We start from the raw sequence: 25723 nt of genomic DNA, 5'->3' as shown, positions 1-25723 counted from the left end.
AGCGGACAACTGACTACTGACAAAAAGCGCCAACTTGATCTACAAAACAATCAAACTATAACAATCCATGACAATCGCTGAAAGCAAAAGCTAAGATATGGGCGAAAATTGTCCCCTATCCTGAGGAAGACTTTGCTAAACCAGTCAGCACGTACACTTGGCATGAGCTTCCTACTGCTAGGGGCGTTAATCTCTCCTCTATCTGCCCAAACCGTAGAAGAATCCTCTCCTCCCTCACCCACAGGTTCAGCGGCTGACTTAACAATCCGTCCTCGCTTCGGAGTTGGCTACAGTACCTCTGGTGCAAGTTATGATGCCTTTACCTCCTTTGAGGGCTTTGTTCCCCTACTCCAAACTCCCGGTAGCACCCTCACCTTTTTAGAAGGACGACTGCTTCTAGACAACAATGCCAATCTTGGCGGTAATCTCCTTTTGGGACACAGAGTTTATAACCCAACCAGTAACCGTGTTCTTGGTGCTTATCTCGCCTATGACAATCGAAATACAGGTAGCAGCACCTTTAACCAAGTTAGTGCTGGATTTGAAAGTTTAGGCGAAATCTTGGACTTTCGAGGTAATGTCTACGTTCCGATTGGTGATACGCGCCGCTTGGTGGAAGAAACGGGTTTTGATACTGGATTGTTGGTTTCAGACGCTGGGTTCTCTGGCAATTTTTTGACGATTACGGGAAGCCGAGAGGGGCAAATCAACCGTCGCTTTGAAGCAGCAATGACAGGCGTTGATGTTGAGGGAGGTGCGCGGCTAGTTCGGATCGGGACAACGGGTGATATTCGGGGCTACGTCGGGGGATACTTCTATGATGCTCCCGGTAGTGATGAGATTTTGGGCTGGAAGGCACGCTTGGAGGTTCGCCCGACTGATTACTTCCGCTTTGGGTTGTCTGTGCAAGATGACGATACCTTTGGCACGAATTTCATTTTCAATGTAGCCGCGAATTTCCCCGGAACTCGCCCTAGAGGTAGCACACAAAGCCAAGAAGTTCTGGCACGATTGGGAGAATCCGTTGCCCGTCAAAACAACATCATTGTGGATGAACAGGTTGAATTCGAGTCATTCAACGAGAACTTCACAACCTTGGTAACGAACCCTGCAACTGGACAGCCGTGGCAATTCCGACACGTCAACCCAAATGGGGGGGCAGGTGACGGTACGTTTGAAAATCCGGCTGGGACAATTGCAACGGCTGTGGGTGTCGCGCAAGCAGGTGATATCGTTTATGTGCAAGCTGGGACGAGTCCAGGTGGGTTTACCATTCCGGATGGCGTGCAACTGTGGTCAACTGGGCCAGAGCAACAGATTAACACGGTAGAACTGGGAACAGTTCAGTTGGCGGGTTCGGGTAGTGGAGTGCGAACGACGATTACAGATACTGTGACGCTGGGGAACAATACTCTTCTTTCTGGGTTTGCGGTTACGGGTGTGACGGGTGCTGGAATTGTCGCAACGAACATCAGCAATGCTGAGATTCGAGACAGTACTATCACCAGTTCAAGCGAAGCAGGTATCTTCTTGGGAACAACGACGGGAACTGTTACCGTAACGAACAGTAGCATTACAGGTGAGGGAGTTGCCGCGATCGCAGGTACAAACATCAACAATGTTGCGATCGCAAATACCACTATTACAAGCCGCAACTCTACAACGAACGGCATTTCACTCGACACGCTTACTGGGACACTCACATTTACAAACAGTCCGATTATCATCACTACGCCTACAGTTAATGGCATCTCTGTTGTTAATGCCACTGGTTCAATCAGCACGGATAGTGCAATTACGATTACCAACCCTGCGGCTATTGGCATCTCCGTCGCCAATACCACTGGTTCAATCAGCTTTGCTGGGAACAATGAAAGTGAGATTACGAATGCAGGGAGTTTCGGTGTTTCACTATCCAATTCTCCAGGCGCGATCGCACTTTCTGGTTTTCAAATTAGCGATTCTGGCGATAGCGGGATTTCCGGTGAGAACCTGAGTAATCTGACGCTTAGCGGCAATGCGATCACAAATGCCCGTAATGAAGGGATTGCACTGAGTAACACGGCTGGAACAGTTGCGATCGACAACAACACCATTACCGATACCATTGGTGTTAATGCTGCTCTACTTCCCTCTGGACAAGGCATCTCCCTGCAAAATGTTACTGGTACGGTTGCGATTACCAATAACACTGTCAGTGGTACAACAGGTTTTATTCCTGGTGGTTTGCTTCCTTTACCTCCGAGTGGACAAGGAATTAGTTTATTAAATACTGCTGGAGATGTTGAGCTGACAATTTCCGGAAATCGAGCAGAGAATAACTTTGAAGATGCGATCGCGATCGCGCTAACTGGAACTGCTCAAGGAGAGTTAACGATTACCAATAACATCATTACTGGTAATGGCACAACTCCCGGTACTCCAATCCGTGGGGATGGTATTTTTGTCAGTCTCGATAACGCTGCTGAAGCTGACTTAACAATTTCTGATAATCAGATTACAAACAACAATGATGACGGAATTGATATCCGTATGGCTCCTGTTGTGCCTCCTTTTTTCCCTGTAAGCGGTCGTACTCCTGTCTTGAGGGCAACAATTAGTAATAACACTATTGAGGGGCAGACTAATGGTTCAGGAATCAACCTCATCATTGATGATAATGCTCGCTTCGATACTAGTATTCGGTTGAACAGCTTGACCAATAACTCAGCCACACTTCCCGGTTTGAATGCAGTAACGCGAAGTACTGCTAACCTCTGCTTGGGGCTGAACGGTAACATCAGTACCACTGGCTTCCAACTAACGCAAACAGCCGGAACATTACGATTGGAAGATACTCAGCAACCAAATAATGGTACGGTCACACAGACAGGAACAATTACCAACGTACCAGCCGGGACTTGTAATGAGCCGTAATGCTTTCATGAGATGGTAGTTACAGAAACATTAAGACTGCTTCTGAGATATTTTACCTGGGATGACTTGAACGACATGGCAACCATTTATGCCGACCCTGTTGGGATGGCGTTCAGGGGGAGTCCTCGAACATTTGAAGAGACGCAGCAGTTATTCAAGTGGATATTTGATAACGACTCCCAAGTTGGCTTTGAGATGTGGGCAATTATTCACAAAGCTGACAATCGATTGATTGGTAGTTGTGGGTTGATTCCGCAGGAGGTAGAAGGACAGCCGGAAACTGAAATGGGCTATGTCCTTGCCAAAGAGTATTGGGGGCAAGGACTAGCAACAGAAGCCGCCTTTGCCGTTCGGGATTATGGCTTTGAGCAACTAGGATGCGATCGCATTGTTGCGCTGATTAACCCTAAAAACATCGCCTCTCAGAACGTTGCACGGAAAATTGGCTTAATCTACGAAAGGGACATAACCCATTTGGAAAAGATTGTTCGCCTCTACGTCATCCACAAATCTTCCTTACCGAGCTGACAAAATATTAAATTCAAACAAAACCTAGACCATTTCAAATTCTATTTGATGACTTTCTAGAAAACTGTGTGTGAAATGGTCAACGACATTCGTATCACTCAGTTCTAAATTATAGAAATCCACAAATTCATGCTCAAAATAAGGCCCAGCGTGCCAAGTTCCTACCTCTAATTTAATAAAACAATCGCCTGGAATTCGGAAAGCAGCAATGTCCTCTAATGCTGGTTGTTCAGTCTCCTGATTAGGTGGTGCAACAGCAATTAACCAATCTTTTCCTTCCAAGGAGCCTAAACATTGAGTGCATTGGACATGACGAGTGATTTTATTAAAATTGCGACCTTTTTTATAGAGCCGCATGATGTAAAACCGGGGTGTTCCGTTCTGGAGATTTAACTGAGCATCTTCTGCATCAAAGAATTTGCCATCTTCACTAGCCGAAATAACTTGCCCGTAAGGACGAAAGTTTTCTGCTGTCACCCATTTAGCTTGCAGTTGTTGAATTGTCTTTGCTGTACTCATCAGTTACTCCTACGACTAGATTTTCTAATACACTAAGAGCCTAGCGGAAAAGCCTTTTAACTGAACATCTGCATTCACCTATATGTCTCTTTACAGCGACACTAGTCGTCATGGTAGAGTACAACTCGTTGCAATACCTGCCCACAGAAGAAGATCTGCCTGAAACTGACAATACCCCTGTGGATAATGAGCTGCAAATCCTCATCCCTAATCTGCTACGAGCAATCCTGGCTTGTATTATGTCTGTAGCATAAATTAGGTGAAGGGCGATTGTACTTGCAACTTGGTTGGTAGGCAAAATGTCAGAATTTGGGGGGTGAAGATGTTTCTTGATGAAGATTTGGTTGGGCGGCAAGAAGATATAGAGTTATTTAACAACATCGGTTGTTTAGATACTTTTGAAGGGCGTCTAACAGTTTGGCTTAGCATTAATCAAACTCCAAGAGTACGTTGGGAATTTGAGGTAGCTAGAGGAGACTACACATTTGATGCACTATCCCTTGATACTCCTCCTAATAAACTCACTTCTTGGGACGGCTCTAATCCTCAACTTGTAGTAGAAAATCCTACATTTACATACCGAGGTGGGCGTCGCCGTCAAAGTATTGGTTATGCCAAGCAAGTATTGTATGGGGATGTCGGTGCCAATGCTCACTATTTTGACTTTTACATTCCTAACACGGACTTTATTAGAGAAGCTACAGGTGATGACCTTAAAGCTATTACTGAAGCTCTAAAGAATGAATCTTTCAAAGTAGAAATTGGAAATGATTGGAGTATTGAAATTTTTACAGCTCAGGAGGTTTTGAATTGGTTGAAGCCAGAAAAACAGAATAGAGGTTCAATGATTACACTAAAGATTCGCCTCTTTCAGACGAAACAAGCCTTTACAAGTGTTCAAGACCTAGCCGTTAAGTCTCTCATCGAAGCCAAGCAACTTATTTCAGATTTGTTCCTAATGCTTTCATATGCGAATGGTGGTCATGTTAAGCCCGTTTATGTAATAGCTAATAAATTTGTAAAGAGTAGCACAAACCAAATAAGAATAGAGAATGTGGCAGCGTTAGCGGAAGCTCCTCTAATATCTCCGCAAGAGGAACTTGAACAAGGATTTATAAGGTCTTATGGCATAAAAGACTTGTTAGATTTTATTAAATGTTTTCCAAGTTTTCAGCGAATGCTTCAGACTCCTCATTGGCGTGAAAAGTGCCTTGTGATTCTGGAATGGTACTTTCAGGCAACTCCAAGACTGTCTGGGCGTAGAAGAAATGCTTTGCTGCCTGTTGTGGCTAACGCGCTTGGAACTCTATTAGAGAACATAGCTAAACTAATTTTAGTAGATGAAGAACCTAATCCTATCCAACGAAAGAACAATGAAAGTTTAAGCGCAAAGCCGCGTATTAAGGAACTTCTTAATCGTATAGGCATATCAGGGGAAGATACAGTAGTGGAAAATTTTGTAGATATCCGTAATAACTCAACTCATGCAAAGACAAAGCTTATTCCATTAACTGAAATTCAACAATGGGAAGTAGTTTTAAGAGCAGTTCAATGGGTAGATGAGGTGCTTTTATGGAGGCTTGGCTATGGAGGTCAATATCGACAGAGAAACTTAAGATCGGATCATGGAATTCAACCACGTTACGACCTCTCCCGTCGCGACTCAAGCTGGTAAGCTTATTCCCTCAACCTCCCTGCACCGAACGGACGGGAGATTGTTAGCTATGTTGCAAGTCCTTCTGCCGCAGAGACGCTTTGCCTCGGAGCAGGGGCACCTCGTAACATACCTTCTGTACTGAGATCCTCATCTATCTCCTCCCAGTGAATGCCGTAGCCCCCGCCGCTTACTTTCCACTGCGATCGCTGTTCAGGTGTAGCGTTAAGCAATCTTGGATACCAAACCAGAGGCACGGTAATCGTTCGACCATCCATCAAATCGACACTAATTGTCTCTTCGGTAAAGCGAACATCCTTAACTCTCTCGTCCGCTCGAATCGCCAAAATACCCATACCAAGCCTCCAATAGCTTTTCTCGATTCTCCTGTACCATCGACTGCAATTTCCGAAGCTCTTTGGCACTAAAACCAATATTATTTGCCAAACTAACTGACTCTAACCAAAATTTAGCCGATGAGTCATCGCGGTCAACGTGTATATGCGGTGGCTCATTTGGTTCATGACTGTAGAAGTAGAAACGGTACGCACCTATCCTTAAAACTGTTGGCATATCTCAAGATTACATAAAAACCCCAGAATCTAATGCATAATCTATCGCCCCTCCTAGCCAGCAGAGTGTTAGTGGAGCGATTGCCTAGTGCACCAGCAAAGCTGATCGCACAATAGTATAGAGGTATTTCCAGAGCATATTTTTCTCTATGACGACTCTGCTAGAAATCGAAGCAGCCATTAAACAGCTTCCAGAAAGTGATTTTCATCAACTTGCAGCATGGCTTCAGACCTATTTGGATGAAACGTGGGATCGGCAAATCGAGGAAGATTTGACCTCAGGAAAATTAAATAACCTTATTGCTCAAGCAGAAGCAGATATTGCCGCGAATAACGTGAGGGATATTGATGAAGGGCGATTGTCCCTACCGAGTATTTATTGAGCTACCCGAAGAGGAGTTGCCAACTGACGATCGCGATCGCTAACTCTGCAAGAACATGGCTGAAGTAACTATGCCAGATCGAACCATCGAACGATCTGCTGGTACAGTTTAATGCTGTTTCACTAGAACAGTTGACCGATTTAACAACTGTTCTAGTAAAAGTTTAAAAGACTGTACCTTTTCAGATTAGTAGCTTTTAGATGACAGTAGGAATACGGGTTGAGTGAGCTTGCCAACTAAGAGTCTGAGCTAGTCGGCAACAATCTATCTAATTTATTCATAGTTATCATTCAACCTATGATTAGGTTCTTAAGAGGAGAACCAATACCTTAAAGACATCAGCTAAGAAATACTACCTAAAACAAAGAGAGGTTGGGACTCATGCGTTTAGTTATGAGTAATACTTTAGTGAACACTTTTTCCCTATCAACACTATTAAGTTATTTAGGTTCTGGCTCAAACCGATTTGGAGTTTTAACAAATCTGTTTAAGAGCAATCTAGAGCTTTTAGTACCCTGCCAGTTTACCCTTGAAAAAAGCGAGGTGTTCCGGATTCCCTCAGCCTGCAAAGAGCTACATATTTTGGCTGGCACTGCTTGGATTACCGTTGCCGGAAGAGACATTGTTTTAACTACTGGAGAAAAAGTGTCGCTTGAAACTAATAAAGATCGTGCCATTTTGTCAGCTTTAGGTAACAAATCAGTGAGTGTAGAATTTCTTCTAACTGCTCATTCTTCAGGCTGAATTGTTCCTGGAAAGTGACTTTCTTTAGATATTAGGAAAGAAGCAAGGTAGTTTGTAAATTATCAATATAAATTACCTCTTCGTTTGTGTAGTAGTAATGATAAAATCAGGCTCGACATCCAGGCAGCAATTCATAAAGGCTACTCACAGAAATATCATGAAAGTTTTTCTAGAAACACAAAGATTAATTCTACGTCAGTTTACTGAAGATGATGCTGACCACTTATTTGAGTTAGATAGCGATCGCGAAGTCATTCGCTTCACCAATATAGGACTTATTAATGGAGGAGACCCTATAGATACAGACTATGAAGCTATTAAAAGCAAAATCTTGCCTAAATTTATTAATTACTATGAAAACTATGAGGGGTATGGATTTTGGGCAGTCATTGAAAAGCCGAGTAATGAGTTTATCGGTTGGTTCCATCTCAGACCAGCATTAGACAACATTACAGTGCACGTTAATAACGAGAATGAAATTGAGCTGGGATATCGTTTGCGAAAAGTTGCCTGGGGTAAAGGCTATGCAACAGAAGGTTCCCGCTCATTAATAGTTAAAGGCTGTTGTGAGTTAGATACTCAACGAATAGTATCCACGGCTTTAGCAAGTAATGCTGCCTCCATCCGTGTTATGGAAAAAGCAGGATTGAAATTTGAGCAGACGTTTATTCATCAGGTAACCAATCAAGAGGCGGTCAAGTATGCTTTAAACAAAGATGAGTTTGAGCCTGAAAAATATAGGCAATAACCTGATTTATGTGCCAAAGTAGGAGGTTGCCTATAGAGCCTGATTGCTGATGAGTAATACCCTTAGCATGACAACCTTGATCTTTAGGATTTTTCTATCCAGCCTGTTAATAACTGTATTGACCACTGTGCCTAGCAAGGGCGTTACTCAAGCAAAAAATGATTTAGGGTTTCGAGGCTCGAAGTCTGGTTCCCAATCAAGTCTTACTTCAATACGGCTGAGTAACAGGGACAATCAAGACGGTTTACAAGCGATTCTTGAAGATAATACGCAGGTAGAAAAGGTAGCTTCTGGCTTCGAGTTTACAGAGGGACCACTGTGGCACCCACAAGGATTTCTACTTTTTAGCGATATTCCTGCCAATACTATCTACCGATGGACACCGAATAGACAACCTAGTACATTTCGTCGCCCTTCTGGAAATGCCAATGGCAACACACTAGATCGGGAAGGACGCTTGATTACGGCAGAACATGGTAATCGCCGTGTATCCCGTACTGAAAAAGATGGCACGGTAGTTACGTTAGCGAGTCAGTACGAGGGGAAGCGGCTCAACAGCCCAAATGATCTGGTAGTTAAATCAGATGGAAACATTTACTTCACTGACCCTCCTTATGGTATTAATTCGGAGCAGGAAGAACTAGGCTTCTACGGTGTCTATCGACTAGCACCAGATGGGACAGTGACATTGTTGGTTAAAGACTTTGTACGCCCGAATGGCATTGCCTTTTCACCGGATGAGAAAAAACTATACGTGAATGATACGGACAAAGGTCACATTCGTGTCTTCGATGTGAAGCCAGACGGCACCCTGGAAAACGGGCGGATTTTTGCAGAATTGAAAGACCCTAGTCAAAAAGGTGTGCCCGATGGCATGAAGGTAGACGAAGCGGGTAATGTTTACAGCACTGGGCCAGGGGGCGTATGGATTTTCTCTCGTTCAGGCAACCTTTTGGGCAAGATTGAAGTGCCTGAGGTAGCTGCTAACATTGGCTGGGGCAATCGTAATTACAAAACTCTCTACATCACTGCAAGTAATAGCCTTTACCGTATCCGCCTCAAAATTCCAGGCGTGCGAGTGGGCAAAATATAGGGTGGCTGATCAACTTGGGATTGGCGCTTGACGGGAAGTAACTTTGTTTTATGTCGTTATGTAGCTTGTCGTACCACCTCAACCTCGCCAATAACTGCCTGAGAGCCTTGAGCATTCCCTGCTGCATCGCGTGCTTCCAGTGCTTGTCCCTTGTTAGGCGAAAACCATCCTACTTCAAGGCGGTAATGCCCAGGTAGTACACCAGGCACAGTTGTTAACTTATGGACATCTCGCACAACTGTACCTGGCGCGATTTGATCGAGAGGCAAATAGCTAGCTAGCAGAGGCGCATCGGAACGGTTCTGAAAATTTCCATCTTGATTACGGAGGCTCACGTTTATGTTGAAATCTGGCGGAAGTGGTTCTAGAAATTTCCAGTAGAACGTAACTAGAAGCTCATCACCTGGTTTTAGCTCTGAGCTATTGAGGTCATATCCTAGCAAGCGTATCTGCTTACCAAAAGATAGAGAGAGGGGAACCTGGATGTTTTTTAAATCTTCAGGTAGAGGTACAGAGCCTGGATAGACTCGCACATAGTCAACTCCGTGTAGCTGTACCGTGTACAACGGTTGCTGTGCTGTAAGGTAAGCGAATAGCGGTGGATCTGGCTTCTGGCGCTGTATCCCGTTGATGTAAAATACAACTCGATTAGCTGAGTTCCACGTATTTAGTTCTACAGTTCGACCCTGAAAATAGGGGACAAACGCTGAGGCGTACCATACAGCAGCGGTGATTTCTTTAGCATTGGGTGACTGGTTTAACCAGTGAGCAGCTCGATCTAGACCCTCTCCTTGACCTATCATCAACAGGTTTTGAGCGGTACGTGAACCCCCCAACAAGGGGTTGTAGTAAGTCAAATAGTAGGGATAGTGAGGTAAAAGGACAACTATTTGAGCTAGTGCTAGCAAGATCCCAGTCTTTACGCCTCGGTTAGTCCTCCATCTACCAACCCAGTTATCATACAAGCGAGGTTGTAGTGATACCCCCCAGTGTTTAACCCAAACTCCTATTGTTCTCCATCCAACCCCAGCCAGCAAAGCTAGCTCTGGCCAAGCGAGAATGAAGTAGCGATCGTACTTCCTTTTGATAGTAGATAAGAAGACTAGGACACACAAAGGGATTAAGAACAGGGCAATTAGCTCAGGGATTTTCTTGCAAGCACGACGCAACTTGGGAATGAGCAGTAAGACTAAACAAGCTAGCAACCCAGCTTGCATAGCGGGTGATAGACGATAGGCTAAGGCTAACGGATAGAAAGTAAGCCCTAATGAATCCGTTACCTGTCCTAAGAAGAAAAGACCACCCTTATCAGCTTCTTCTTCAAGACCCTCAAAGAGCTTGCCAAATGTTTGTAGAGGTGCCACCCACAATGCTGGCCAAATCAGGAAGATGACCGCGCCTAAGGTCATGCTCCACAACATCAAATCTATAATCTGTCGCTTCCAGCCCCTTTGAGGAAAACTTGTCCGCCAGAGTCCTAACTCAATCAGAACAATCCAGATAATAACTCCAGGCAAGAGGAAAAGAGTCGGTATTTTAGCAGCCGTTGCCAATCCCATTAATACACCTGAAGCTACAAGCCATTTGCGATCGCCATCTCCCCGTAAGTAGAGCAGAAGCAGGAGTAATGCCAACCCACTAAAGTCAGCTTGTAGGGCATCAGTTGTGATTAAGCGCTGATAGCCTAAAAAGAACGGATCTAGTATTAGTAAGCTAATGCCGGCTAGAGCCGCAGGTCGCCCTAATAGCTGTTTTGCAACTATATATATCCCTACCATGCAAGCTGACGTAATCACGGCTTGCAGCAGGCGAGGTATGACATATAAGTTGATCGGTATAGACCACGGTATTATTGTGTTCAAACAAGCGTTTAGGTTTGGAGAAGGATTCAGGTTTAACAAACCGGGAAACAGCTTGTCTAACCAACAATTAAGTATCATGCCGCTGCCATTGAGCCACATATTGGTGACTCCTGGATGATGGCGGAGAAACGTCTCTGCTAGGTTTCCATCCAATAGATTCTTGAAAAAGAGGGTTCCGCGAGATAGCCACGACACTTCATCGACATTTAGGGGAACAGTAATGTCCAGGACACGCAGCGTTAGCGATAGCAAGAAAATCCCTAACAAAAGCGGGGAGAATTTCATAGTTGCAAAACTCTTAAGAGGACTGATGCACCGTTTGATTAATGTTTGATCAAAGCGATTTATCTCTGCTGTTGAAGCAAATTTTCAACGGTAGCCCGTGTCGTCGTGGCATTGATATCGCTTGAAGATAGTCGATGAAGACTCCAGCGCACAGTATGCTGATAGCGATCGCCCTTTTTTAAAAGATGGAGTGGAGAAAGAAGTTCTAGTTCGACATAATTTTCTTTGGCATCGCCATTGTTATACACTTCTATAGGAAAACCAGCACCCCCTACCGCACCATCCGGGTATTCGCCATCCTGACGAGTTGCTTTTTCTATCATGGCTATGCCATCTTTGACTGCGGCTACCGCAATGACGGGGGTATCAGCACCAACCTTATAGCTGTTCTTCGTAGAGACTCCCACAGAGGGACGCACCTGTAATAAGGTCGCCGTCCTATGCACAATAGGTGACTCATTCTCCGGAGGCTGGAGCCAATGAAAATTTTCTTTATATACGCTTTGGGAATTGAGGGGCACAAACATGGCATCCGGAGGTTCAATTTGGGTAACGTTCCAAATCGATAGGAGCAACGGTTCTCCTCTCACTTTCTCCACAGTTTGCTGGATTATGAAGTCCTCATTGTCCTCAAACCAGAACTCTCGCACCACGCGGGAACCAAAGCCTTTTGCCACTTGACTCGTCATTTGCAAGTGACCATTGGAGAGAACTCGTACCGTGTGGGGATTACTATCCCAAGCTGGATCGGGAGGCCAACCGTGTTCTGCGATCGCACTCCACCACAGTTGGGGTGCTGGCCAGGTTTTATCACCTCCCCAGTTTTTCCATTCATTTTCGCCGTAGGTTTTTCGGGGTGAATTCCACAAAAAATTAGAACCTCCCACAAAGCTATAACGCATGACTCGCCCAATTTCCGGCACGACAACAGCCTCAGAGCGACCATCACTCAGCCGAAATGCGGTGCGACCATCGTAGAGTGTGGGTGTAATTGTGCCGACAGCCGTGGGAACTTCCGGTTGCACTTCACTTTGATAGTTGATAGACTCCGGTGAAGGGACAATTTTTCTGACTTTCCCGTCTTGCTTGGATGTTACATAGAGTTCTCCTGCTTGGTCTATCCCAAATCGGACATCGGTTCGGTTGTGACCAACAATTTTTAGAAAAGAGCGTTCTCTATTACCCTTAAAGAGTCTGAGTTCTTTAATCGTTGCCTGTTTGCCATCAACAAGTTTATCGACAGGGACATGGAAAAACCGCCCATCACTGCCGAAGTCGGCAAAAATATACTGACCAACTAATTCGGGAATAGCAGTTCCTCGGTAAACAAAACCGCCAGTGATCGCAATTCCGTAAAAGTCCTTCACCCCTGACGGTATGTCATGCTCGTATTGAGCAACTGGGTAGGTGTAGTTAAAATCGCGATCATTTTCAGGTAACTTATAAAGGACATTTTCATTGTTTTCATCAACAACCCAGGTTCCTTCACGTTCTCCCCAGCCGTAATTAGCTGCTTTTTTACCGAGATTTACTTCCTCAATAAAAGCCTGACCTGTATCGACTATCAACATTTTGCCATCGCCCCCAGTATCCCAACTGAAACGATGAGGATTACGCAATCCATACGCCCAGATTTCACCCAGTGTCTTCGGGTCGCCATCATTCACAAACGGATTGTCAGCAGGAATGCCATATTTACCATTGGCGCTGTTATTGCCAAGTGGATTGATGCGTAGAATTTTTCCTAGTGGTGTACCCAAATTCTGCCCATTATCCAAGGGGTCTGTATCGCTCACAGGAAAACCGTCACTCCCACCATCAGCTACCGCGATGTAAAGTATTCCATAATCAGCATCACCGGGTTTTGCATTGGGATTAAAGGCTAATTGTCCCGTATTGTGATCGGGGTAGGGTTCTTCGATGCGAATAAGTTCTCGCATTGTTCCAGAAAACGTATTAGCGGAAGGATTTGTAGCCTTCCACTCGCGAATCACGTCATGGTGAGAGCTTGCTATCCTCTTACCGTTGCTGTTAACAATTGGTTTAGTAACTGGGAAATCAGGTTTTCCAGTATCTTTATCTTCGCTAGTTACTGTATAAAAGATTCCATTGATTGCAAATCTTGGATGAAAGACGAAATAGGAAAATCCTTGCTGTCCAGACTCGTCGTGAAAACCTTTGCCCACTAAGCGTTTCACGTCTATGTAAACGGTAGCTTTGCGGTCAATAATTACATAGAGCTTGCCGCGCATATCATTAACAAATAACCGTCGGCTACCGTCGCCTGCATGGGTAAGCAGATTCAATCGAGCCGATGGATTATTTTGATCCCCACTACCAGGAATTTTCACAATTTCTTCAAATCCAACAGATAGCTTTGATTTTTCGATAGATGCAGGAATGGGGTTTACTGGTATCTGAGCTAAGGAAATACTGGAAAAAAGAGAGAACGCAAAAATTGCACAACAAGTCCAATAAAGGAGTTTGATTTTTTTTATGAAGTTTGGCTTTTTCATTGAGCGGAATTTTGATAAAACGTTTACCTCTTGCCCAAGCGGAGCAACAACAAGAGGCATTAGTAATACCAATTTCATTAATGACTGCTACAAATCGTACACCCGGCGTTCCCTACCTCCTGGAGATTTACCTGCTCTCCATCTGTCGCAAACATTTTTGAATTTGGTACAATCTCCTTCCACTGAATTAAACCAGTAGAAGGAGATACAGGCGCGATCGCATTTACCCATTACTTCGAGGTCATTCTACTGCTCGATCTTTAGCTCAATGCCATGCAGGTAGCAAGCCAACTCTGCCACCTCATTCGGGTGTTGACGAACTAGTGCAAAGACAACGAATTTCAACTGGGTAGCCGCTTCGCTTAGCCATTAAATTGCAGAAACCATCAAGCTACTCGGTTTTCCTAAATCACCCTCTAAGACAACACCTCGTTTGTTGGATTGGAGATGACGCAGCAGTTTATAAACCGCTTCAACTTGGTCAGATGCCCCAGCTTTTTGTGCTAAGTCAGAAAGAGCGATCGCACTATTTTCATCCTCTAGTACCTGCATCACCCGTTTCTGTAAATCCAGAATAGCCGCTGCCGCTTTCTTCCCAGCTTCAACTCCAGGCTGATGGTAAGCGTTGACATTAACCAGGAAACCATAAATCCCTACAGCACGTTCATAGAGGGCAATCAAAGCACCGACGGTTCGAGGTGTCACACGAGGAATGGTGACGGTGATTGAATCTCGGTGATTTTCGTACAGCGCTTGTCGAGTTCCTTGCAACAAACCTGATAGGTAGTCGCCTGAAGTTACTCCGGCTTCGACTTCTGGCGAGGTTCCCTGGCGATCTTCTAGGACTTCAATGAATGTTAAGAAGAAATTAGGTACACCTTCCCGTAGTTGTTGCACATAGGCGTGTTGGTCGGTTGAGCCTTTGTTGCCGTAGACAGCAATGCCCTGGTAAACGGTATTGCCCTCTAAGTCTTTCTCCTTACCCAGAGATTCCATCACTAGCTGTTGCAAGTAGCGCGAAAAGAGCAACAAACTGTCTTTGTAGGGCAACACCACCATATCCTTCTCTCCCTTGCCATTGCCAGCGAAGTACCAAGAAATGGCTAGCATTGCGGCTGGGTTTTGTTTAATCTGGGGTACGCGAGTAACGGCATCCATCTCTTTTGCCCCAGCAAGAATTTCGCGGATGTTAATCCCTTGCAACGCGGCTGGGACGAGTCCCACAGTTGACATTTCTGAGGTACGTCCTCCTACCCAGTCGTACATGGGAAATCTTGCTAGCCAACCTTCGGATTGAGCGAGTTTATCCAGGTTGCTGTCCTTGCCAGTAATTGCAACGGCGTGGGGAGCAAAGTCAAGATTTACTGACTCGTAGGCTTTTTTTACTTCAATCATGCCGTTACGAGTTTCTGGTGTCCCTCCTGATTTAGAGATGACGAGTACCAGAGTGCTAGCAAGTTTGTCTTGCAGCTTGGTGAGAACCCGATCGATCCCATCCGGGTCGGTATTGTCAATGAAGTGAATCGTTAAAGGGGGTGAGAGTGGGGCAATCGCCTCCGAGACGAACTCCGGCCCAAGGGCAGAACCACCAATCCCGATGGAAATAACATCGGTGAATTTGGATGTTCCAGGGGGATGGATTCCTCCCGTATGGACTTTTTCGGTGAAGGCTTCTATCTGTTCTAGGGTATTGATGATTTCTTGTTGAAGTTCAGGCGTTGGCGCTAAGTCGGGATCGCGTAGCCAGTAGTGACCCACCATACGGTTTTCATCAGGATTTGCGATCGCACCTTTCTCTAGGGCGTCCATCTCCTTAAACGCCTTTTCAAACTTCGGTTGCATTGCCTCGACAAAGGCATCATCAAACCGCATACGGCTAACATCGAGGTAAAATTCCAATCCTTCGTGATAATAAAGCCAGTCTTGGTAACGTTGCCAAAGTGCAGCAGCATCCATAAGTAGCTCTCAAACGTTTGCTTTCACCAATCACAAGTTTAAGAGGTTGGTTGTGAGTTGTTCACGGTTTTTTAGTAATGACTTTAGATATAGGGTTTGGGTAAAACTCGCAGAAACTTGACAATTTGACCTGTCACTTCGATACCGACCATATAGTTATCTACGTTAAATCGGTAAAAGATCGTATTTGAGCTAATCCGTTTCAGCCCTGGCAGGTCTTGAATCTGGTTTAGCACTAGAAACTCATCAAAGACTACTTGACAGACCTGCTGGTATGCCGCTGACTCCAAGTTCCTAAGATCTCGCAAAAAGGATTGAGCATAGCGCACTTCTATCCTCACAAGGCGGACTTTGACTCCAAACTACAAATTTTTGTCCACAATGCTCGTTCACACCTCATCCGGTAATCTTAAGGAAACCACAGCATTCGCAACGCCTCTTCACGAGTGAGTAAATCCCCTGGTCTAACATTTCGCCGTGCCTCGTGCATAGCTCCGAGCATATACAAGTCATAGTAGAGCGGTTGTAGAACTGTCCAGGCATCTTCCAAGCTCTCATCCGGGAGTTGCTCAATCAAGTCAGGAAGCTGTTCAGTTAAACGCTGCAATCGACTTCTAAGCAAATTCATAGTGAACAACCCTTAAGGTTAGCGCAGTGAGTCGTCGCGTCGCCCAGTTTCAAGCGATCGCTAATACTCTTCCCTTACTTCTACTTCCCAATCCCCAACAGACTGCTAGCCCCAATCACGCTCCCCGATTAGCATTGACTTGCCACGCGATCGCTCAGGCAAGACAATGGTTAATTATCTAGTTTTTCGGGCAATTTTTGCAGTAACCGTTGCATTAATTAGCCTGGGCTTAAACATCTCTCGGATTGAGTCGCATCAATTCCCACGTTGCGTAGGTTCCAATCGGACTCCAAATCACATAAGGTAAAAGCAACACAGATGCCCAAATTGAGACAGATAGGACAACTAAGGCAAGGATAATTCCTAAAGCCGCACCTATTCCACCAACAATCGTACCAACCTTGAGGCTCCGGAGCCTGAGCGACAGTGGTTGATAAGCGATAGTAACCACTTCTAGCAGGAGATACAAGCCCATCAGTATCCAGGTTCTTGTGCTACCTGGGTCACTCTCCCAAACAATATAAGCTGACCAAGCACCGCAAATAAAAACAACAGTCCAGATTAAGGGAATTATTGGCACAAAAATATTCAGCCATCTTGGGCGTCGTAGGCGCTTGAACCACTTGATATCGTTGGGTGTAATCAATGCACCACCCAGCGACACCACAAACGTTACAGCCGCAATCACCATCCAGGACTTAATCATTGCTTTGTCCTACCAAAATCCCCTATTGCTGCCCCTGTAGAGTCAGGCTAAGCAGTATGAAGTGATTGTCCCTAGTTCAAGAGGTTGATGCAATCCGCCCTTGGTCTGAATCAAGATGCTGGGAGAAAAAGTCTCAAGGTTCATCTCCATACCTCCCCAACTCCCCAACTCCCCCAATTTCTCTAACGACAATAAATTAGCCCTGCCCATCACCCCATTCCCTCATCCTCCTTTTGCCTACAGACATGACCTGACACCTTAGATTGAGGTGGAACATCCAGGGCTGGGTTGCAATCAAAAAAGCCAAGTGGTTTCAAAATGAAGCCTGTGTAGGCAGTTGGCATGACTGGCCAATCTTCTGGGCGAGGAATATGGTGGTGACCGAATGTATACCAAACCACAATATTCGTATTTTCAATTGAGCGGTTTGCTCGTGTCCAGGTGGGCAACCCTTCCCCGCCAGGGTGCTGATTGGGATAGTCACCGGCGGCAAAGCGTTCTTCTGGATGGTAAGGTGTGACCCAGAGGTGTTTGATCATGAATCCAGCGCGTTTGAGGATGTAGGAGTCGGGGTGAGCGAAGGGTAGAATATTCTCACCGGGTATGAGCTTGTAGCCAACAGGCTGACCAAGGCGATTGTGGATATTGGGGTTAACGACTTTCCAGTAACGTCCTGCGAGGGGGTCAATAATCCGTTGTGCTTCCAACTCAGTTTTGAGGAGGGTGGATTGCGCGAAAAATGCATTACCGTAAGGATTTGCCTCACCCATGGGTTCAGCATGACTATTGACTTCGTAGATGGAGTTATTTTGTCCATCGATTTGCATATCCAAACGGATGTTGAAGAAGTGCTGGTGATTTAGGGCGTTTAACTCTGGGGCAACGAGTGTACCGTACTTAGGCGTATCAGCTAGCGCCCCGCACAAGAGGATTCCTGTTAATTTCACCTCATACTGAATCGTGCCGTCCTGGTAGAAGTACCAAAAAAAGCCGTATTCATAGTTATCCACCGTGGCAATGAAGGAAACAACGAGGCGACGACTTCGCCGAACTTCTACCTGTTCGGTTCGCCAATCCGTGTGCTTCCAGAGAATGCCGTAGTCTTCTTCGTGCAGACAAATGGCATTTTCAATAATCGCCACCTCGCCTCGGCTATCTGTCAGGACAGCATCAAAGTAATAGATTTCCCCCAAGCAGTCGCAACCAAGTTTCAGGGAATTCGTCAGCATCCCGACACCATGTTCGCCAACATCGAAGGCATTTTTCCGAAAATGCTGGGGTCGAGGGTCACCATAGGGTACGACCATTTCGGATAAGGAGGCACGGTAAATAATTGGGCGCAACTGTCCTTGGTCTTCATAACCAATCGTGTAGAGGACAACACCCTCACGCGGCGTAAAGCCGATACGGAACTGCCACTTTTGCCACCGAACAAAGTGCCCTTGTACTTCAAAGCTAGGTCCAGAGGGTTGTGTAATCTCTAACGGTTTGATGTCGTTGCGGAACTGGGGTATAAACTCACTGGCATAGTCTCCCGCTTCTGGAGGGATGGGGACAACTCCGTAGTCTTCAATTCTGAGGACTTCCATTTTGTTGAGGTCTACAACTGGCACTACCCCATCAATGGGTCGAGCATAGCCGTTACTGTTGGGGGTGGAACGTAGCCAGCATAACGCTCGTGACAAACGGACTCCCTCTTCCTCCTCAAAGCCAAAGTTACCCACTGCCCAAGGGTCTACCATGACTAAATCTAGATTTGTGATTCCCCTCTGCTTGAGAACTGCCTGAAAGTCTGGGTTCGCTTTGACTGCTGCCTCACATTCGGCAAGTTCATCAGCCATGATGTTGGGCTGAACTCCGGGCATAGCTTGCCATGAAGTTACAGTACCTTGGTTGAGAGAGACAACGGCTTCGTAGGTAGTGCCAGTGGCATTGTCCAGCAGAATGAGGAATGCCTCTCGCTCAATTGGGTCACCTTCTTGAAAATTGAGAACGACTTCTTTGGCGGGTTCGTTCAGGACAACGGTAGGAAAACGAAAGTAGGAACCCACAGGGTGAGAGGCACGGACGATAGCCACAGCGGCTGTGATTTCTTCGACACTTAGAGGTTCGAGGGGATGAAGAATCGGTTGGGTAGAACTCGGCTTGCACGATTGGGAAATTGTCATAGACGGTAACTCAAACAGATAGCGCACTTCTCGTTGTGAAGGATATCAGCTCACCTTGGGTGATTGTGTTTTCATTCACACTCATTGCTGGGTCAGTAGACTCGTGTGAGCTACTGTATCTATCGATTTGGGTACAGTTTCCAACTCCAAATTCATACTTGGGGTTTGTCGGGAACCTTTGGTGTCACTATGCAGTCTCTAGGATTTATAGCAGTAGCCACGAATGTTAGGACATTAACGGGAGAAGAGCGTTCCTAGCTAGAGGCGATTTGACCAAAAGCTGACCGCCCAAAGCTGACTGCTGATTGCTAGATGTACCCTAACAGGGTTTTGAGCAACTAGCTTGAACTAGCTGGAGCAAGGCGATCGCTTCTTGTGCTTTGCTCAAGTTCTGGCTTTGTTATCTTAGTGAAACATTAATCAATATTCACTATTAATCTAGAGTTTTTTCACTAGTAAAGAAAATTTCTATTGAAATCCAAAGTAAATTTTATTTGACAGCTACAGCCACCACTGCAATAAATAGCCAAAGCAATCTCAGAGGGTTGAGATTTAATGAAGTAAACTTTACAATACTAGAAAGATGTCTCTATACTCTATGTTGAGTCACCAACGGCTTTAGAGTACGGGAACTATATCTAATTGCTAAATTTGAGCATAAGTGTTGAATAAAAGCTAAGTTTCTAATGCGCTTGAGTCTTTGATGCTTGCTCTTATCCTTCAAGAGTATGAGGTATTACGTAAGTTCCAAAGCTAAATTTGGATATAACGTCTAATCAAAATTCTCCTGCTATTTAGTGTGGAGATAATGCAGTGTAACGGTAGAGGATAACTAATTGTTTTACCAATATGTCTAGAAATTCCCTGCCAACAAGTTATCCGTCGCGTTCATCCTTAGCGGCAAAACTACCTGCTCCTCCTAAGCGAAAGCCGAGAGGATTTCAGCAGAGTTTTAGACGAAGCTTGCAGTACTGGTACTGGCGCTTACTTCGTTTGCAAGGACGGCCAGAAAAGCTTGCAAGGGGCTTAGCCTGTGGCGTATTTGCTGGAGTGTTTCCCTTCTTCGGACTCCAGACAGTAATTGGCCTTTTGTTAGCGATTCTCTTTCGGGGAAATAAAATCCTAGCCGCTGCTGGAACTTGGATTAGTAATCCTTTGACTTCTGTCCCAATTTATGCGTTTAACTTCCACATAGGGCAATTGCTGCTAAACGACAACAGTTTGACTGATATCAGTTTGCAGTCTTGGCAGGAAGTGAAGGAGTTAGGCTCAGAGATTATTTTGCCACTGTTTGTCGGCTGCATGGCGGTGGGAGTAGTTTGTGCGATTTGTAGTTACTTTCTTGGTGTGTGGCTGGTTTGCCGCGTTCGGGCCTCGCAGCAATTGCGCCATCGGCGGAAGCGCTTGCACAAGCGGTATCCTAAAGGCTCATAACTCACAACATTGCCTGAGATTCAATATCCCTTAACAAACGATAGAGTGATGTCCTGAGTTAGGATCGAGATGAGTATTACTTCTTAAATGTTGGGTATGTCATCAACCTCAACTCCCTTACCAGATGCCCTCGCTCGAATTGTAGAGCGCTTTCAACGGCGTACAAATCCCAAACAGCGTTATGAACAGTTGCTCTGGTACGCCAAGCGGCTTAAGGAGATGCCAGAAGCCGACAAGGTGCCAGAAAACAAGGTTCCTGGCTGTACATCACAGGTTTTTTTAACCGCCAACCTGGAAGACGGTAAAGTGTGGTATCAGGGGGACTCTGATGCTCAATTAGTCAAAGGGTTGGTAGCGCTGTTGATTGAAGGGCTAAACGGCTTAACCCCAGAGGAGATAATGCAAATCTCTCCCGACTTCATTCAAGATACGGGATTGAATGTTAGCTTGACACCTTCGCGTGCCAATGGGTTTTACAACATTTTCCAGACAATGAAGAAGAAGGCGCTGGGATACCACTTAGGAACAGCATCCCAACTACTGAATAATTAAAAACTATGGTGGAATGTCACTAGTGCAGCATGGCGGAAGTCAGTGACCAGTTAACAACAGAGCCAAAAGTAAAAAGTACAAGCCTTTTGGCTTTCTGCCTTCTGCCCCCTGCCTTCTACCTTCTTGCACTAGTGCAAGAAGGTAGAAGGCAACAAGCGCTTCTACGAACTGAGGATTCAGTCGCTAGAACAGACAATCCAGGCTTCAGAAGCACGAATTCAAAACCTCTCGAAACAATTAGATGCTGCCCTGAAACAAGTACAGGATTTAGCCGTCAAGGCAATCGAGGGTGCTTCAAATATCAGTTCCTATCAGGCATTTAAAGAAATTGCACTGGAGCAAGCGAAAGCGCAATTGAAGGGTAAGTAAGGTTTGTGGTAATTTAGGGGACGATCAAGTTGCCTTCCAGGGAGAGGCTGTACGTGTACTCTCCCGACAAACACCATCATCCCGTAACGATGCAAAGCCCTGAGGATAGGCTTTCTGCTTGTAGAAAGAAAAAGCTGAGTTTGAATAGAAACCCTAAATCAGCTAATCTAACTGTTCAAAGCACAATTCAATCTGGAGATATGAATAAGAAGCTTGTCCTAGCTCTGCTTTCGAGTCCTACTATTTTTGGCTCAATGCTGTCTATGCTAGTAACGGTTAACCCCGTCCATGCAGCAGAACCACTAACTTCTGCCACAGATAGTCCCTCCTGTATATCCAATTCTCCAGCCAGTCGTTTAACCTGTGCGCGTTTTTCGCAAACGACTCAAATTGCTAGCACAGGCTCTATCACTGAAGCACAGGTAGCTAGCTTTGATTCGTCATCTTCAGAGCCGCCAATGCTCAATTTTACAGAAGAAGAGAGTGATGCGGCTGTCCAACTCTTTGGCTGTGACTGTATTGTTTGTATCAATGCGATCCGTCAGATGCGTGGTCTAGCTCCAGTTTCGTAAGCTAGTAACTGGGGACGTGAAACCCTAGCTCAAAGAGGATTTGCACAAGTGTTTGGCTTAGAAATTGGGGGCAAAAACTTACTTGAAGAGCAATGGCAAGGAACGCTGAATGATTATGTAACAGCGATCGCGTGGTCGCCTACGAGTGAGATTCTTGCCGCCAGTTCAGCGATTGGTGAAGTGAGGCTGTGGACGCCTGGTGCATTTACCGCCTTACAAACTAGCACCAGTGAATCCATAGATAGCCTTGGCTTCTCCCCAGATGGACAATTTCTCGCCGCAGGTGGACAGGATGGACAGGTAAGAATTTGGCATTTACCACCAGACTCTAAGAATATCTCTGCCGAACTTCGCCCCACTACACTGTCCTCTCCTCACTCACTTTGGGTTGAAAAGCTGGCTTGGAGTCCCATCGGCAACCAACTAGCGTTTAGTAGTGGGCGTTCTGTGCAAATTTGGGATGCTGATCTATGTGAAGTTCCAGCAACGCTAAATTTTGCGGCATCCTCAGTTCTCGGTATCCATTGGCGTCCGGATGGACAGTATTTAGCAGTTTGTGGGCATCGAGGCGTTAAGGTTTGGAATACCCAAAACTGGGATGATGCTCCCTATAGCTTGGATATACGCGCTGCTAGTATTGTGATCGCCTGGTCAACGGATAATCAGTATCTCGCCTCTGGCAACATGGATCGCACCCTCACGGTTTTGGAATGGAATAACCCTGACCCGTGGGTGATGCGGGGGTTTGCTGGTAAGATTCGTAGTGCTACCTGGTCGGAACCCTTGACACCCGTCGGTGCCCCGTTGCTGGCCGCGTCCTGCGCTCAAAGTATCACAGTATGGGAAAAGCAACTCGATGAGTCAGCAGGGTGGGAAGCGAGGGTATTAGATCTGCATGAGGGAATTGTGCAGGCGATCGCATTTCAACCCGGTTCTTTCCTCCTAGCCTCAGCCGCGGACGATGGTTACCTCTGTCTGTGGCAAGACGCTGAGCAAGTTGCCCAAATCTTGGAAGGAGCAACGGCTGGATTCTCTTGTCTTGCTTGGCATCCCCAAGGACAAAGACGAACACAAGGATTGCCATTACTAGCGGCTGGTGGTCAGAATGGTGAATTGTTAATTTGGGAAAAAGCTGAGTAAGCTGATGTGCTTTTAAATTCTCTATTAAATTGAGTTACTTTTTCTTGACTATTGACCGCTTAATTAAACAAATTAATTATCTTTTGCTTAATTTATATTAATGTCCATGTGCGATCGCGCGTGAGCAAGACCAATTACTCGGTAGTGCAGAAGGCCATCCCATGCGTAGCGCCTCAGGACAAATGGTATGAATTGTCAACTGGCAGTCAATCAACTGGAAGCCGTCTTTTTCTACTTGCTTCATCCCTTGCTTCAAAATCGAATCATTTTCAAATTCAATCGTCCAGTTGCATTGAATACAAACTAGATGATGATGATGATGGGGGAAAGGCTGATTGAGTTCGTAATGCTTATGTCCTTCTGCCAATTCCAGTTCTCGTAAGATGCCCATCCGCGACATTAACTTGACGCTGCGGTAGATTGTAGACAAACTGATTAATTCACCACGTTGATGCAATAAATCGTGAAGTTCTTCAGCGCTCAGATGGTCACCTTTAGGAAGATTTTGAAAGACGTGTAGAATCGTTTCCCGTTGCGGAGTTAAACGCCAACCACGGGAATTTAGCTCGGATTTGAGTGAAGCCGCTGTGTAGGGAGCCATAATAACCCTCTCAAAAAAAACCCATTATTGACAATGATAGTTATCTCATGTCTTACTTGCAACAAAATCAGCTAATTGAGAATGAATCGCATTGCATTGTTGAGAACTGTTGAAAAGCTTGTCGCTACTCCAATCACCGTGTAATTGTTCTTAGAATGGTAGTGGTAATTGTTTTTCGGTATACCAGTCATCTGAGTACACATTTGGTAGGAAAAGGCACCCCGACTGCGAGGAGTAGTAGTTAATTCACAAAGCGCACAGCAAATACCATTCTCCTGGGTTTAGCTGATTATTCTATAAGCAACACTGGACTACAGGTCAGCATCCTGTCACCACCCCTCAAGCCAAGATTATTGATATGTCCAAGTACGACTCATATTTAAGATGTTCGTTTTGCGGTAAGTCTTCTGAGCAGGTACGCAAATTGATTGCCGGGCCTGGCGTCTACATTTGTGATGAATGTGTGGAACTGTGCAACGAAATCTTAGATGAGGAACTGCTCAACTCCTCCAATGACAATGACACAGCCATTCAACCGACCCTGAACTCTGAACAACCGCCAAAGCCACAAAAAAGCGCCAACCATCGTGCTTGGCATCTCCTTCACAAGCCAACCGAAATCAAGCAAGCGTTGGACACTCACGTTATTGGTCAACAGCAAGCGAAAAAAGTCCTCTCTGTTGCCGTTTATAACCATTACAAGCGTCTTAGCGTTGATCAGAATAACGGTGGCAAAACCGTCCCTGAGGACTCGATCAAACTGCAAAAGTCGAACATCCTTCTGATCGGTCCTACGGGGTGCGGCAAAACACTGTTAGCGCAAACGCTTGCCTCTCAACTGGATGTCCCCTTTGCTGTCGCTGATGCCACGACCCTAACGGAAGCCGGATATGTTGGGGACGATGTAGAAAATATTTTGTTACGACTGTTGCAAGTTGCGGATTTCGATGTTGAGACAGCAGAGCAAGGCATTATCTATATTGACGAAATTGACAAAATTGCTCGTAAGAGTGAAAACCCATCAATTACGCGGGATGTTTCAGGCGAGGGTGTCCAGCAAGCTTTACTGAAGATTTTGGAAGGAACGGTGGTGAACGTACCGCCTCAAGGTGGACGGAAGCATCCCTATCAGGAGTGCATTCAAATTGACACCAGTAATATTCTCTTCATCTGCGGTGGTGCCTTTGTTGGTTTAGACAAAGTAGTAGAGCAACGAACTGGGAAGAAATCAATTGGTTTTGTGCAACCAGGTGAGGGGCAAACACCGCAAGAGCCATCACCGGAAATGTTCAAGCACTTGGAACCAGAGGATTTGGTGAAGTTTGGTCTAATTCCAGAACTGATTGGACGCTTACCTGTAATTACAGCCGTAGAAGCACTGGATGAAGAAGCTTTGATGGCAATCTTGACACAACCTCGCAATGCTTTGGTGAAGCAATATCAAAAATTACTCAAGATGGATAATGTCCGTTTAGAGTTTCAGTCCGATGCCCTAAAAGCGATCGCACAAGAAGCCTTTCGACGCAAAACTGGCGCAAGAGCCTTGCGCGGCATATTGGAAGAACTCATGCTAGATGTGATGTATGAGTTACCATCCCGCAAGGATATCAATCGCTGCACCATTACGCGGGAGATGGTAGAAAAACGCTCCACGGCTGAACTACTAGTACATCCCTCCTGGTTACTGAAACCTGAATCGGCTTAAGTGGTTGTTGGTTGTTGGTTTCTAGTGGTTGGTTGTTGGTGGTCAGTAGAAACAATTAACTGACCACTGACA

Annotated in this window: 25 protein-coding genes and 1 pseudogene; 15 read left to right on the top strand and 11 right to left on the bottom strand. The window is 45.5% G+C overall.

Annotation, left to right across the window (positions count from 1 at the left end):
* The first annotated feature begins 162 nt into the window (after positions 1-162).
* Complete coding sequence (locus AC5JL3_RS02545; RefSeq protein WP_496072993.1) at positions 163-2916, top strand: beta strand repeat-containing protein; 2754 nt, start codon at positions 163-165, stop codon at positions 2914-2916.
* Between the two features lie 12 nt (positions 2917-2928).
* Entirely contained in the window at positions 2929-3444 is a 516-nt protein-coding gene (locus AC5JL3_RS02540; RefSeq protein ID WP_496072992.1) for a GNAT family N-acetyltransferase, read from the top strand.
* Between the two features lie 24 nt (positions 3445-3468).
* Here the strand turns inward: AC5JL3_RS02540 and AC5JL3_RS02535 are convergent, their stop codons facing one another.
* Positions 3469-3963 carry an ureidoglycolate lyase gene (locus AC5JL3_RS02535; protein ID WP_496072991.1) on the bottom strand — a complete coding sequence of 165 codons (495 nt, stop codon included), beginning with the start codon at positions 3961-3963 and terminating at the stop codon, positions 3469-3471.
* A gap of 110 nt (positions 3964-4073) precedes the next feature.
* On the opposite strand from AC5JL3_RS02535, the gene AC5JL3_RS02530 reads away from it, so the two are divergent.
* A complete protein-coding gene (locus AC5JL3_RS02530) occupies positions 4074-4217 on the top strand; it encodes a hypothetical protein (protein WP_496072990.1) in 144 nt (47 codons plus the stop codon).
* Between the two features lie 68 nt (positions 4218-4285).
* Positions 4286-5638, top strand: a complete 1353-nt coding sequence (locus tag AC5JL3_RS02525; protein ID WP_496072989.1) for a hypothetical protein — start codon at positions 4286-4288, stop codon at positions 5636-5638.
* A 47-nt stretch (positions 5639-5685) separates the two neighbouring features.
* Here AC5JL3_RS02525 and AC5JL3_RS02520 read toward each other — a convergent pair whose 3' ends face one another.
* Together AC5JL3_RS02520 and AC5JL3_RS02515 are read right to left on the bottom strand one after the other, a co-directional pair.
* Entirely contained in the window at positions 5686-5973 is a 288-nt protein-coding gene (locus AC5JL3_RS02520; protein WP_496072988.1) for a DUF2442 domain-containing protein, read from the bottom strand.
* Positions 5936-6190, bottom strand: a complete 255-nt coding sequence (locus tag AC5JL3_RS02515) for a DUF4160 domain-containing protein (protein WP_496072987.1) — start codon at positions 6188-6190, stop codon at positions 5936-5938. The genes AC5JL3_RS02520 and AC5JL3_RS02515 overlap by 38 nt, the downstream gene beginning before the upstream one ends.
* A gap of 148 nt (positions 6191-6338) precedes the next feature.
* Between AC5JL3_RS02515 and AC5JL3_RS02510 the strand changes: the two genes are divergently transcribed.
* From AC5JL3_RS02510 to AC5JL3_RS02495, 4 genes are all read left to right on the top strand, one after another.
* Positions 6339-6572, top strand: a complete 234-nt coding sequence (locus AC5JL3_RS02510) for a hypothetical protein (RefSeq protein WP_496072986.1) — start codon at positions 6339-6341, stop codon at positions 6570-6572.
* 381 nt (positions 6573-6953) lie between these two features.
* Positions 6954-7316, top strand: coding sequence for a hypothetical protein (locus AC5JL3_RS02505; RefSeq protein WP_496072985.1), 363 nt, complete (start codon positions 6954-6956; stop codon positions 7314-7316).
* A 157-nt stretch (positions 7317-7473) separates the two neighbouring features.
* On the top strand, positions 7474-8064 hold the full coding sequence (locus AC5JL3_RS02500) for a GNAT family N-acetyltransferase (RefSeq protein WP_496072984.1): 591 nt from the start codon (positions 7474-7476) through the stop codon (positions 8062-8064).
* Positions 8065-8191: 127 nt separating this feature from the next.
* The gene (locus AC5JL3_RS02495; protein WP_496073038.1) at positions 8192-9157 is read left to right on the top strand and encodes an SMP-30/gluconolactonase/LRE family protein; all 966 of its coding nucleotides are present in this window, start codon (positions 8192-8194) and stop codon (positions 9155-9157) included.
* Between the two features lie 56 nt (positions 9158-9213).
* Here the strand turns inward: AC5JL3_RS02495 and AC5JL3_RS02490 are convergent, their stop codons facing one another.
* From AC5JL3_RS02490 to AC5JL3_RS02470, 5 genes are all read right to left on the bottom strand, one after another.
* Positions 9214-11304, bottom strand: a complete 2091-nt coding sequence (locus AC5JL3_RS02490; RefSeq protein WP_496072983.1) for an ArnT family glycosyltransferase — start codon at positions 11302-11304, stop codon at positions 9214-9216.
* A 59-nt stretch (positions 11305-11363) separates the two neighbouring features.
* On the bottom strand, positions 11364-13898 hold the full coding sequence (locus AC5JL3_RS02485) for a PQQ-dependent sugar dehydrogenase (RefSeq protein WP_496072982.1): 2535 nt from the start codon (positions 13896-13898) through the stop codon (positions 11364-11366).
* A 291-nt stretch (positions 13899-14189) separates the two neighbouring features.
* Positions 14190-15776 carry a glucose-6-phosphate isomerase gene (locus AC5JL3_RS02480; protein WP_496072981.1) on the bottom strand — a complete coding sequence of 529 codons (1587 nt, stop codon included), beginning with the start codon at positions 15774-15776 and terminating at the stop codon, positions 14190-14192.
* 83 nt (positions 15777-15859) lie between these two features.
* Complete coding sequence (locus AC5JL3_RS02475) at positions 15860-16117, bottom strand: cytotoxic translational repressor of toxin-antitoxin stability system (RefSeq protein WP_192219032.1); 258 nt, start codon at positions 16115-16117, stop codon at positions 15860-15862.
* Between the two features lie 68 nt (positions 16118-16185).
* Entirely contained in the window at positions 16186-16404 is a 219-nt protein-coding gene (locus AC5JL3_RS02470; RefSeq protein WP_496072980.1) for a hypothetical protein, read from the bottom strand.
* 26 nt (positions 16405-16430) lie between these two features.
* On the opposite strand from AC5JL3_RS02470, the gene AC5JL3_RS02465 reads away from it, so the two are divergent.
* The gene (locus tag AC5JL3_RS02465; protein WP_496072979.1) at positions 16431-16586 is read left to right on the top strand and encodes a hypothetical protein; all 156 of its coding nucleotides are present in this window, start codon (positions 16431-16433) and stop codon (positions 16584-16586) included.
* 47 nt (positions 16587-16633) lie between these two features.
* On the opposite strand, the gene AC5JL3_RS02460 is transcribed toward AC5JL3_RS02465, so the two are convergent.
* Complete coding sequence (locus AC5JL3_RS02460) at positions 16634-17110, bottom strand: TspO/MBR family protein (RefSeq protein ID WP_192219034.1); 477 nt, start codon at positions 17108-17110, stop codon at positions 16634-16636.
* 209 nt (positions 17111-17319) lie between these two features.
* Positions 17320-19278, bottom strand: coding sequence for a primary-amine oxidase (locus AC5JL3_RS02455; protein ID WP_496072978.1), 1959 nt, complete (start codon positions 19276-19278; stop codon positions 17320-17322).
* A gap of 849 nt (positions 19279-20127) precedes the next feature.
* On the opposite strand from AC5JL3_RS02455, the gene AC5JL3_RS02450 reads away from it, so the two are divergent.
* The 5 genes and pseudogenes from AC5JL3_RS02450 to AC5JL3_RS02430 all read left to right on the top strand — a co-directional run bounded on the left by AC5JL3_RS02450 (position 20128) and on the right by AC5JL3_RS02430 (position 23345).
* Positions 20128-20712, top strand: a complete 585-nt coding sequence (locus tag AC5JL3_RS02450; protein WP_496072977.1) for a DUF2062 domain-containing protein — start codon at positions 20128-20130, stop codon at positions 20710-20712.
* A 96-nt stretch (positions 20713-20808) separates the two neighbouring features.
* A complete protein-coding gene (locus AC5JL3_RS02445) occupies positions 20809-21264 on the top strand; it encodes a SufE family protein (protein ID WP_496072976.1) in 456 nt (151 codons plus the stop codon).
* Between the two features lie 135 nt (positions 21265-21399).
* Positions 21400-21633, top strand: a pseudogene (locus AC5JL3_RS02440) (hypothetical protein); the annotation flags it as partial.
* Positions 21634-21833: 200 nt separating this feature from the next.
* On the top strand, positions 21834-22205 hold the full coding sequence (locus tag AC5JL3_RS02435) for a hypothetical protein (RefSeq protein ID WP_192218197.1): 372 nt from the start codon (positions 21834-21836) through the stop codon (positions 22203-22205).
* Between the two features lie 48 nt (positions 22206-22253).
* Positions 22254-23345: a WD40 repeat domain-containing protein gene (locus tag AC5JL3_RS02430; RefSeq protein ID WP_496072975.1), complete on the top strand. Its 1092-nt coding sequence runs from the start codon at positions 22254-22256 to the stop codon at positions 23343-23345.
* Positions 23346-23442: 97 nt separating this feature from the next.
* Here the strand turns inward: AC5JL3_RS02430 and AC5JL3_RS02425 are convergent, their stop codons facing one another.
* A complete protein-coding gene (locus tag AC5JL3_RS02425; protein WP_192218199.1) occupies positions 23443-23946 on the bottom strand; it encodes a ferric uptake regulation protein in 504 nt (167 codons plus the stop codon).
* A gap of 358 nt (positions 23947-24304) precedes the next feature.
* Between AC5JL3_RS02425 and clpX the strand changes: the two genes are divergently transcribed.
* The gene (gene clpX / locus AC5JL3_RS02420; RefSeq protein ID WP_496072974.1) at positions 24305-25651 is read left to right on the top strand and encodes an ATP-dependent protease ATP-binding subunit ClpX; all 1347 of its coding nucleotides are present in this window, start codon (positions 24305-24307) and stop codon (positions 25649-25651) included.
* Positions 25652-25723: the final 72 nt, after the last annotated feature.

Source organism: Symplocastrum torsivum (genome assembly GCF_059505465.1).
Note: the sequence above shows the minus strand (reverse complement) of the source record. Positions and strands in the feature narration are given on the sequence as shown.